The organism is Martelella radicis (assembly GCF_014196625.1).
Taxonomy (GTDB): Bacteria; Pseudomonadota; Alphaproteobacteria; order Rhizobiales; family Rhizobiaceae; genus Martelella; species Martelella radicis.
The window spans coordinates 46,344-56,676 of the sequence record NZ_JACIDZ010000019.1 but is presented as its reverse complement, the minus strand read 5'-3'; the positions used below and the strand labels follow the sequence as shown (position 1 = coordinate 56,676).

Annotated in this window: 8 protein-coding genes; 5 read left to right on the top strand and 3 right to left on the bottom strand. The window is 65.1% G+C overall.

Features of this window, described 5'->3' with window-relative positions:
- Positions 1-355 precede the first annotated feature (355 nt).
- Both hrpB and GGR30_RS20960 read left to right on the top strand, forming a co-directional pair.
- The gene (gene hrpB, locus GGR30_RS20965) at positions 356-2,803 is read left to right on the top strand and encodes an ATP-dependent helicase HrpB (protein WP_183490822.1); all 2,448 of its coding nucleotides are present in this window, start codon (positions 356-358) and stop codon (positions 2,801-2,803) included.
- Positions 2,804-2,814: 11 nt separating this feature from the next.
- Complete coding sequence (locus GGR30_RS20960) at positions 2,815-4,122, top strand: ActS/PrrB/RegB family redox-sensitive histidine kinase (protein ID WP_183490810.1); 1,308 nt, start codon at positions 2,815-2,817, stop codon at positions 4,120-4,122.
- Here GGR30_RS20960 and GGR30_RS20955 read toward each other — a convergent pair.
- The 3 genes from GGR30_RS20955 to GGR30_RS20945 form a co-directional block, all read right to left on the bottom strand.
- Positions 4,113-5,378 (bottom strand): MFS transporter, encoded by a 1,266-nt coding sequence (locus GGR30_RS20955; RefSeq protein ID WP_183490808.1) that lies wholly within the window; start codon positions 5,376-5,378, stop codon positions 4,113-4,115. The two genes, GGR30_RS20960 and GGR30_RS20955, sit on opposite strands and share 10 nt — an antisense overlap.
- A gap of 134 nt (positions 5,379-5,512) precedes the next feature.
- Positions 5,513-6,043, bottom strand: a complete 531-nt coding sequence (locus GGR30_RS20950; RefSeq protein WP_246414082.1) for a gluconokinase — start codon at positions 6,041-6,043, stop codon at positions 5,513-5,515.
- A gap of 148 nt (positions 6,044-6,191) precedes the next feature.
- Positions 6,192-7,313 (bottom strand): cytochrome c3 family protein, encoded by a 1,122-nt coding sequence (locus GGR30_RS20945; RefSeq protein WP_246414080.1) that lies wholly within the window; start codon positions 7,311-7,313, stop codon positions 6,192-6,194.
- A 184-nt stretch (positions 7,314-7,497) separates the two neighbouring features.
- On the opposite strand from GGR30_RS20945, the gene GGR30_RS20940 reads away from it, so the two are divergent.
- The 3 genes from GGR30_RS20940 to GGR30_RS20930 are packed head-to-tail and all read left to right on the top strand — an operon-like array spanning position 7,498 to position 10,332.
- Entirely contained in the window at positions 7,498-8,766 is a 1,269-nt protein-coding gene (locus GGR30_RS20940) for a Na(+)-translocating NADH-quinone reductase subunit A (protein WP_246414078.1), read from the top strand.
- Positions 8,763-9,539, top strand: coding sequence for an RnfABCDGE type electron transport complex subunit D (locus tag GGR30_RS20935; RefSeq protein ID WP_183490804.1), 777 nt, complete (start codon positions 8,763-8,765; stop codon positions 9,537-9,539). Before GGR30_RS20940 ends, GGR30_RS20935 begins: the two co-directional genes overlap by 4 nt.
- Entirely contained in the window at positions 9,532-10,332 is an 801-nt protein-coding gene (locus GGR30_RS20930) for an FMN-binding protein (RefSeq protein ID WP_183490801.1), read from the top strand. The genes GGR30_RS20935 and GGR30_RS20930 overlap by 8 nt, the downstream gene beginning before the upstream one ends.
- Position 10,333 lies beyond the last annotated feature (1 nt).

Genomic DNA, 10,333 nt, shown 5'->3' with positions numbered 1-10,333 from the left:
AGCGCCGCCCCGTCGTTCGGTGAGGCGGCTTATAGACCCCAACTCTCCCAACCGTCAACAACCAACATCAAAAAAAATGACATTTTTGTTAAGTGGCTGTTTTTGTAGAGGTTTATACATCACCCCGCAGTCCGCCAAAGGTTAAGAACCGTTAAGCTTCTTGCTGCGCACAATGATGAGGCAAGTATGCCGTTTGCCTGTTTTTTCCGCGTCCTCTTCCCTGCTCCTGTCAGTGCGGACCCTCCGCTCTGAAAGACCAGTTTGCGCCCTTTGCTCGCGCAGCGCTTTTACCTTAATCAATGCGCAAACGGATTTTTCGGATTTGAAAGCTTTGAAAGAGACCACAAATACGCAGATGGAGCAACTTCCGGTCCATGAGGTTCTGCATGAGCTCGCGGCAGCGCTTGACGATGAAGGCCGGGCCGTGCTTGCTGCCCCGCCCGGCGCCGGCAAGACGACGCTTGTACCCCTGCATCTGCTGGCAAGCGGCACGGCCGGAACGGGCAAGATCATCCTGCTTGAGCCGCGCAGGCTTGCCGCGCGCGCTGCCGCCTTCCGCATGGCCTCGCTTCTTGGCGAAAGCCCGGGTGAGACCGTCGGCTACCGCATGCGGCTTGATACGAAGATTTCGGCGAGAACCCGGATCGAGGTGGTGACCGAAGGCGTGTTCGCCCGCATGGCGCTTGATGATCCCGAGCTTGCCGGCATTTCCACGGTCATTTTCGACGAATTTCACGAGCGCTCGCTCGATGCCGATTTCGGCCTGGCCCTGGCGCTCGATATCCGCGCCGGACTGCGCGAGGACCTGAAGATCCTGGTGATGTCGGCGACGCTCGACACGGCCCGCATTGCAACGCTTCTGGAAAGCGCACCAGTGATCGAGAGCGCCGGCCGGGCCTTTCCCGTCGAACACCGCTACCGGCCGCGCCCGCCCCGTTCGCGCATCGAGGATGATGTCGCGGCTGCGGTGCTCGACATGCTGGCGCGCGAAGAGGGCTCGATCCTTGCCTTCCTGCCCGGACAGGCCGAAATCCGCCGGACCGCCGAGAAGCTGGCCGCCAGCGTTGCCGACGATGTGATCATCGCCCCGCTTTACGGCAATCTGTCGCGGGCCGAACAGGACGCAGCGATCGCGCCGTCGCCGGCAGGAAAACGCAAGGTCGTCCTGGCAACCGCGATCGCCGAGACCGCGATCACCATCGACGGCGTGCGGGTGGTGATCGACAGCGGCCTGCAGCGCCTGCCGGTGTTCGAGCCGGCAACCGGGATCACCCGGCTTGAAACCGTGAAACTATCGCGCGCGGCGGCCGACCAGCGCGCGGGCCGCGCCGGACGCACCGCGCCGGGCATTGCGCTGAGGCTCTGGCACGAGGGCCAGACGGCCGCTCTTCCCGCTTTCAACCCGCCCGAAATCCTCTCTTCCGACCTCACCGGGCTGGCTCTCGACCTTGCCCATTGGGGCGTCGTCGATCCCGCGCAGCTTTCCTTTGCCGACCAGCCGCCGGGACCTGCCCTTGCCGAGGCGCGCAAGTTGCTGCAGATGCTCGGCGCGCTTGATCCGGCGGGGCGGCTGACGCCTTCCGGCGAACTCTTGCGCGCCATTCCCCTGCCGCCGCGCCTTGCGGGCATGGTCGTCAAGGCGGCGGAAAGCGGCACGGCCTTCAAGGCGGCCGAGCTTGCCGTGCTCCTGACCGAGCAGGGACTTGGCGGCACCAGCATCGACCTTTCCGAGAGGCTCAGACGATTTCGCGCCGAGAAAGGCCCGCGGGCTGAGGCCGCGCGCGGTCTTGCCGCCCGCATCGCGAAGACGGCGGGCGCCAGCCGCGATGACAACGGTCCCTTCGATCCCGGCGCGGCCCTGAGCCAAGCCTTTTTCGACCGCATCGCCATGGCGCGCGGCGCACGCGGGCGCTATCTGATGGCAAACGGTCGCGGCGCGGAGCTTGCCGAGGACGACCGGCTCGCGAGCGAGGACTTTCTCGTCATCGCCGACCTGACGGGCTCCGCGGCGCGCGGGCGCGTGCTTGCCGCCTGCCCCGTGACCCGCGAAACCATTCTCGAGGCCCGCGCGGAGGCGATCGTCACCCGCGCGGAATGCGTGTTCGACCGCGACAGCCTCTCCGTCCGGGCGCGCAGCGTGACCCGGCTCGATGCGCTGGTGCTTTCCGAACGCCAGGGGACAAGACCATCCGGCGCGGAAGCGGCGGAAGCGCTGGCCGAAGGGCTTCGCCGATACGGGCTTTCGCTTCTCTCCTTCCCGAAGGAGGCGGCGCACCTCGTCGAACGGATCGGTTTTCTCCATCGCAAGCTTGGCGATCCCTGGCCGGATGTCTCGGAGACGGGCCTGCTGGAAAGCCTGGACATATGGTTCACCCCGTTCCAGACGGGCGTGACCGCTCTTTCCGCCGTCAGTCCGAAAAGCCTGACGCAGGGCCTGCAGGCGCTTCTGCCCTATCTGCTTGCAGCCGATCTCGACCGGCTGGCGCCGACGCATTTTCAAGCGCCGACCGGCGACCGCGTGCCGATCCGTTATGATGGCGACGAACCGGTTCTTTCGATCCGGGTGCAGATGCTCTACGGACTGAAGAACCATCCGACGATTGCCGGCGGCGTGCCGCTCGTTCTGGAACTGACCTCGCCCGCCGGTCGGCCGATCCAGACGACGCGCGACCTGCCCGGCTTCTGGGCAGGATCCTGGAAGGATGTGCGCTCCGACATGCGCGGACGCTACCCGAAGCATGTCTGGCCGGAGGACCCGGCCGATGCCGAGCCGACACGGCGGGCAAAGCCGCGCGGGACGTAAGGAGGAATGCGATGAACAAACCGGTCACCGATATGGTCGGGCACGAACGCCGCGGAAACCTGCGCCTGCAGACGTTGGTGCGGCTCAGATGGCTGGCTGTTGCCGGCCAGACGGCGACGGCGCTGACGGTTCACTTCGGGCTCGACTTCCCGATGCCGATCATTCCCGTGCTGGCGCTGATTGTCGCGCTCGCGCTCGGCAATCTGGTGCTGAGCGTAAGCTTCCCGGCCACCCAGCGCGTTTCGCCGCGCATCGCCTTCGGGATGATCGGCTTCGACCTTCTGCAGCTGACCGCGCTTCTCTACCTGACCGGCGGACTTGCCAACCCCTTCGCGCCGCTGATCTGCGTGCCGGTGATCATTTCCTTCGCCGCACTGCCGCTGCATTACGCCTTCGCGCTGCTGGCCTTTGCCGTGTCGGGCGTTTCGGCGCTGGCGCTCAGCCCTTTTCCCTTGCCCTGGCATGCGGGGATCATCCTCGAGATCGAACCGATCCTGAAATTCGGCATCTGGATCGCGATCATCTCAATGCTGGGCTTTGCCGCCTTCTACGTCCAGCGCATCACGCTCGAGGCGCAGCAAATCTCGGATGCGCTGGCCGCGACCGAGCTGGTACTGCAGCGCGAGCAGCATCTCTCCCAGCTTGACGGGCTGGCCGCCGCCGCCGCCCATGAACTCGGCACGCCGCTGGCAACGATTTCGGTGGTGGCCAAGGAAATGGCGCGCGCGCTTTCCGATGATCCCGAACATGGCGAGGACGTGCAGCTTCTCGTCAGCCAGAGCCAGCGTTGCCGGGATATTCTCTCCCGCCTCACCTCGCTTTCCAAGGAGGACGAGGCTCATATGCGGCTTCTGCCGCTGACCTCCCTGATCGAGGAAGTCGTCGCGCCCCACCGGCCCTTTGTCTCCGAGATGAAGATCCGCGTTTCCGGCGAGGCTGGCGGCGAACCGGTCGGCAGCCGCAATCCGGGCATTCTTTACGGGCTCGGCAATATCGTCGAGAACGCTGTCGAACATGCCCGCAAGACCGTGGAAATTACGGCGCATTACAGCGACACGCGGGTGACGATCACCGTCACCGATGATGGCGGCGGCTACACGCCGGACATCCTGCCGCGCATCGGCGATCCCTTCGTCTCCGACCGGCAGAAGAACCCGGCCGACAGCCGCGCCGGCGGCCTCGGCCTCGGCCTGTTCATCGCCAAGACGCTGCTGGAACGCTCCGGCGCGCGACTGACTTTCGAAAATGTCGGCGGCGCGCGCATCACCGTCTCCTGGCCGCGCTGGCGGATGGAGGCGGATATGGCGGATCAGAGCTGAGACTTCTCCGCCGGGATCACCTGGGTGAGGAAGATCGCGACCGTGGCGAGCGCCGCAAACAGCGCCAGCAGAAAGCCGGGCGCAAGCGTGAAGCCCGTCTGCTGGATGATGAAGGTGGCGAGAAGCGGCGTCAGCCCGCCGACAATGGCAAAGCCGATATTGTAGACGAAGGCGACGCCGGTATAGCGCACATCGGTCGGGAAGATCGCGGTCAAAAGCACAGGCCCCACGCCCCAGGCAAAGGCGCCGATCAGCGAGATCACGATCATGGCCGGCATCAGCGAGGCGATGCCCTCGTGGATCCAGACATAGACCGGGATGGCCGCGATCGCGAGCAAAAGGGTGGCGACAAAGGCCGGAACCTTGATGCCGATGAAATCGGAGATCGCCCCGGCCACCGGCATGGGCAGCGAGAAGACGATGATGCCGACAAGCACGGCGGTTGCCACCTGGTCCGGATCATAGTGCAGGAAATCGGTCAGGTAGCTGTTCATGTAGAGGTAGAGCAGCGGCACGGCGGCAGCACCCAGCCCGGTGATGAACAGGCCGAGCCAGACGGCGCGGGCATTGTCGCGGAAGAGTGCTGTGAGCGGCACCTTGTGCGTCGCCGATTCCATCTCGGCAAAGGCCGGGCTTTCGGCGAGGCGGGCGCGCAGGATGAAGCCGGCAATGGCCACCAGCCCGCCGATGAAGAAACCGATGCGCCAGCCATAGGAGAGCACCGCCGCATCGCTCAACAGATGTTCGATCGCCCATTGCACCGCCTGGGCCGCCAGCATGCCGACATTGATGATCATGAACAGGAAGCCGCAGGCAAGCCCGCGCCGCTTCGGCATGGTTTCGGTGATCAACGTCATCGCGCCGGGGATTTCGCCGCCAAGGCAAAGGCCCTGCACCATGCGCAACACGACGAGCGCGATGGTGGCCGAAATGCCCCAGGTCGCATAGCCAGGCATAAAGGCGATGAGGAATGTTGCCCCTGCCATGCCGGCAATCGAAAGGCGCAGCATCAGCTTGCGGCCGTGTCTGTCGCCGAAATGGGAGAAGAGAATGCCGCCGATCGGGCGCACCAGATAGCCGGCGGCGAACACGGCGAAGGCCGCCAGAAGCCGGGTCGACGCCTCTTCGGCCGGAAAGAAGGTCTTGCCGATCTGCGAGGCGAAGGTGGCGTAGATCACGAAATCATAGAATTCCAGGCCGCCGCCCATACTTCCCAGAAAAAGCGCCCGGTTGCGCTCACCCGCCGTCACCGCCATGTTTCACCCTCCGATCGGTATGTCGGAGTGAAAATTGGCCGAAGGCAATACGAAAGGCAAGCCTAATATAAGGCGATATCGACAACCGAGGCTTGCGTGAAAGACCGGGAAGCAGCCCTTGCAGCCGCCGCTCTCTAGCGAAAAGACACGGCGCCAAGGCCCGCAATCGCCTCCTCGGCAATCACCTCCAGCGGATTGTTGATATCAACGGTGACCACGCCGGGTTCGCCGGTCGGGTCCTCGAGGGTGTCGAGCTGGCTCTTCAGCAGCGTCGTCGGCATGAAATGACCGGCGCGCGCGCCGATCCGCTCAGCCAGAAGCGCCTCGCTGCCGTTCAGGAACACAAAGGCAAGCGGCTGGCCCGCCGCCGCGCGCAACCGGTCGCGATAGACCTTTTTCAGCGCCGAGCAGGTGATCACGACGCCTTCCGCTCGGGATCTGGCCAGTTCAGCGCCGACGAGATCGAGCCAGGGCCAGCGATCGGCGTCCTCTAGCGGGATGCCGGCGCTCATCTTTTCGACGTTGGAGGCCGGGTGAAGGTCGTCGCCCTCCACCTGGTCGCACCCCAGGCGTTCGGCGACCAGCCTTGCGATGGAGGATTTTCCGCATCCGCTCACGCCCATGACGATGATGGCGCGCGGCGCTTCGGCCTTGTTCGTGTTCATTGATTGTATCATCCGGTCCGGCAGGAAAAACGGCGGGCAATGCCGCCAAGCATGAGCCCTGCGTTAACATGACCGAACCGATTGCAGCAACGGGACAGAATGTCCCGCCGGGCGGAGAGGCCCGACGGGCAGTCTTGGATCACTGCCTTTAACGCTGGATACCCAGCTCGCTGACATCGACCTCAAGCGGGCCCGAAAGGTCCTCGATCGAATCGTAGAGCAGTTCCAGCACATATTGCGGATTGTGCGCGAAGGCGCCGGGGTCGGCGGTGACGAATTTCCAGTTATAGGCCGCCTTCAGGCTGCGCGGCGTCCAGGCCTTGTAGCTCGCTGACCGTCCGTCAACCTCGTCGGCGCGGCCGTCCTGATCGGCATCGACGAAGAAATACGGATAGTGCGGCTCGAAGATGATCGGCGTGCCGGCGACATTGGCGGCGTAATCCTGGATCATCTTCATCAGCAAGGCGGCATTGTTGGCGACATCCGAACGGATGCCCTTGGAAAGATCGCCGCTGCCGTCATAGCTGACGCGGGAAATGCGGATCGCGTCGAAATTGCCGGTCTCGTGGCAGGGGAGACAGGTCTCTTCCGCCACCGTCAGCGTGTGCGGATTGTGGCAGGAGGCGCAGTCAGCGACCGGGCGGGCATGGAAGAAGCGGCCGGAATAGGTCTTGCCGGGATATTCGAAACCGCCTGCCCCGACAGCGCCGAGACGCACGGCGCCGGCCAGAGCGTAGTGCGGATTGACGAAGCCGATTTCCGGATCCGGCGTATCATCGGCCTTTTCGCCGACGGCATTGGAAACCGTCACGCCGGCCGCGCGGCCAGCGTGACAGGTGAGACAAGCCGCCTCGACGCCGGGCTTGACCGGATGTTCGATGCCGCTCGGCAGCGTGATCGCGGTGATTTCGGCAAGGCCGGGATTGTGGCAGGTCTCGCAATCGACGACGCCGCCGACCGGCACGGCCGCCGCCACGCCCGGCTCGCTGCCGTCAAGGCCGTGGAAGGCGCGGAAGCCCGCGCCGGAGTGACAGGTGGAACAGCTCGCGGGAACTTCGCCTTCGCCATCCCAGTGCGTAAAGGCTTCGGCAGAGGCATCGGCATGGGCGGAGCGCGCCCAAGCCTCGATCATCTTCTGCTGCGGGATCGAAATCTGATCCGGACGGAATGGCCCCGATTGCGGCATGACGAAGAGTTCAAGCGCTTCGACCGCCGCCTCGCCTTCCCCGCTATCCTGTGCGGAGACGCCACTAGAATTGACAAACGTCAATGTCGCTGCAATAACTGCAATGAAAGTTGAAGAAAACCGCTTCACTCCATAAGACATGGCTTTTCACCCCCGCTGAAAATTCATAGTCTGTGCTAGGCTTATGCTAAACAATTCGGCCCGTTCCGGCAAATCAAATGTCGGAAAGACCGCATTGTTTGACGCCGAAACGCTTGGGAGTGACTTGTTGGACCGTCTTTTTTCCGCCGGCCTGTCCGTGCCGACCGGCCCTTCATTACCCTCTGACCATGCTGCCGAAACGCTTCTGACCGAAGAGGCGGCCCTTGTGCCTGCCCCCGGCGAGGAACTGCGCGTCGTGCCGCTGGTCGAGGTCGATCAGCGCGTCGTCCAGGGGCAGCCGCTCTTCTCGCTGCGTGCGGCAGAGGAGATCAAGCTTGTCGCGCCCATGCCCGCGCGGGTGGCGGCGATCGAGCTCAATCCCGGCCGAAGGCTGATCCAGATGCTGCTGTTCCGCGAGGATGGCGGCGACCGGCATTCATTCCCGACAGAAAAAGCAGACAGCGATGCAGCGGCGCTGCGGTCCCTGATGCAGGAAGCCGGCCTCTGGCGGCTGTTCCGCAGCAGACCCTTCGGCCATATGCCTGCCCTTTCCGAGACCCCTGCCGCCATCTTCGTGATGGCAACCGATTCGAGGCCTGCCGCGCCCGATCCGCGATTGGCGCTTGCCGGCCGTGAGGAAGCGCTTTCACGCGGGCTTTCCGCGCTCGGCCTTCTCGCCGGCGAGCAGGTTTTCCTCTGCGAGGCCAGCGGCAAGAAGCTCGACCTCGACGGTAGCGCCAAAGTCCGTCGCATAACCTGCGGTTCGCTGCACCCGCAGGGTCTTCCCGGCATCCAGATCCACCACCACGCGCCGGCCACAGTCGACGCCCGCATCTGGGATATCCACGCCGAGGATGTCGCCGATCTCGGCGATCTCCTTGCCTCGGGCCTTCTTCCCGAGACCCGGCTCGTCACCGTCACCGGTTCGGCCATGCGCGAACCGCGGCTTCTGCGCTGCCAGCCCGGCGCGGATCTGCGCGGGCTCTGTCACGGCCATGTACAGCCCGGGCCCTATCAGGTGCTCGCAGGCTCCGTGCTCGACGGCCAGCCCGCCCACTGGCTGGGCCCGCGCGACCGGCAGGCGAGCGTTCTTGCGCGCGGTTCCGGCAAACGGCGCGGCCATTGGTTTTCCGCAGCATTGACCCGCGCCGCCCGGCCGCTGCCGATCATTCCGACGGCCGCCCTGTCTCAGGCCTTCGGCGGCGATATTCCGGCCGCCGCCCTGATGCGCTCGCTTTCCTCCGGCGATCAGGAGGCCGCCGCCCGCCTCGGCGCGCTGTCGCTTCTGGAAGAGGACCTTGCCCTGGTCGATTACGTCACCTTTGCCGAACCATCGCTTTCCGCCCAATTGCGCGGGCTTTTGAACGCCATCGAGAAAGAGGAGGCGCCCGCATGAACCACGGATTGTGGGACCGCGAAACCGTCGCCCTCCTGCTGCTGATTTCGGTCATGCCGCTGGCTCTGACCTGGCTCTGGTATGGCGGGCTGGATGCCGCCGGCCTTCTGGTGCTGGCGCTGATCATCTCCGGCCTCTGGCATGTCATCTTCATGCTGGCCCGGGCCCAGCCGCCCTCCTTTGCCGGCGCGCTGACGGCGCTTGCCATTGCCATGCTGGCGCCGGAGGACCTCTCCATCCTGCAGCTTGTCCTCGGCATCTCTTTCGGCTCGGTCATGGCCGAGCTCGTCTTCGGCGGCTGGGGCCGCAACGTGCTGAACCCGGCGACTGTCACGCTTGCCTTTCTCGGCTTCGGCTTTGTCACGGCCCCCTGGCCGGAACCGCCGCTGCCGCTTGCCTGGGCCGCCATACCCGCCGCCCTTCTCGGCGCGCTCTTCGGCGTCATGCCGGCGCGCGTGATCGCCGGCGCTGTCATCGTCATTGGCGGCGCGCATCTTGCCGGCCTGCCCGTTGCCCCTGCATTTCCAGCCATCGCCGTGGTGCTGGTGCTGCTTGTCGCCGATCCGGTGGCCAGCGCCTCGACAAAGCTCGGCGGTTGGCTCAACGGCGCCTTTTTCGGTGCAATGATCATCCTGTTCACGCTTGGTTGGCAGAGTGCGGCCCATGTCCAATTGGCCGTTTCGGCCGCCCTTCTGACCTCGCTTGCCGCCCCGTTGCTGGACGAAGCCGCCATTGCGCTGTGGCTTGCCCAAAGGAGAAGACGTCATGGCTGACCTGAACCCGTTCTCGGCATGGCGCCGGTTCCTGGCGCTGCCCAATGAAAACCGGACAAAGACCGTCGTCATCGCCTTTCTCGTCTCCGCCGTCTGCGCCCTCATGGTCTCCGGCGCAACGGTCATCCTGCGGCCGATCCAGGCGGCAAACCGCGCGGCGGAAGAACAGGCCCGGCTTGAAGCGCTCGTCGCCGGCATTCCCGGCATGACGCAAATCCTCGAGCAATCCGGCGGTTCGCTGTCCACCGTCGTGATCAACCTGCCGAAGGGGCAGGCCGCGGAGGATGTGACCCCTGCGACGCTTGCGGCAGCCCTGGATGACGCAGCCAACTGGACCACGCTGACGCCGGCGGAAGACACGGCCGGCATCGGCCGGCGGCCGGATTACGCCCAGATCTATCTTCTTCGCAACGAGGCTGGCGACATTTCGCTGGCGCTCTTGCCGATCAGCGGACCGGGCTACCAGGCGCCGATCGACGCGATCGTGGCGCTGCGCGGCGACATGAACACGATCGCGGGCCTTGCGATCACCAACCAGGCCGAAACCCCCGGCCTTGGCGGGCGCATCGAGGAGCCGGCCTGGCTCGCCCAATTCCCCGGCACCGAGCTCGCCGATCAAACGGGCACGGTGCGCTTTGCCGTCGCCAAGGGTGCTGCGGGCAACGACTACGAGGTCGACGGCATTACCGGGGCGACGCGCACCGGCAACGCGTTCACCAAGATCATGCGCTTCTGGGGCGGACCCGAGGGCTACGGCCCGTTCATAGACGCCGTTCAGCGCGGGGAGTTCTGAT

Bases quoted from the DNA above. Each gene is read 5' to 3' on its own strand.
- GGR30_RS20935 (WP_183490804.1), top strand. From the start codon at position 8,763: ATGAACCACGGATTGTGGGACCGCGAAACCGTCGCCCTCCTGCTGCTG.
- GGR30_RS20955 (WP_183490808.1), bottom strand. From the start codon at position 5,378: ATGGCGGTGACGGCGGGTGAGCGCAACCGGGCGCTTTTTCTGGGAAGT.
- GGR30_RS20960 (WP_183490810.1), top strand. From the start codon at position 2,815: ATGAACAAACCGGTCACCGATATGGTCGGGCACGAACGCCGCGGAAAC.
- GGR30_RS20950 (WP_246414082.1), bottom strand. From the start codon at position 6,043: ATGAACACGAACAAGGCCGAAGCGCCGCGCGCCATCATCGTCATGGGC.
- hrpB (WP_183490822.1), top strand. From the start codon at position 356: ATGGAGCAACTTCCGGTCCATGAGGTTCTGCATGAGCTCGCGGCAGCG.
- GGR30_RS20930 (WP_183490801.1), top strand. From the start codon at position 9,532: ATGGCTGACCTGAACCCGTTCTCGGCATGGCGCCGGTTCCTGGCGCTG.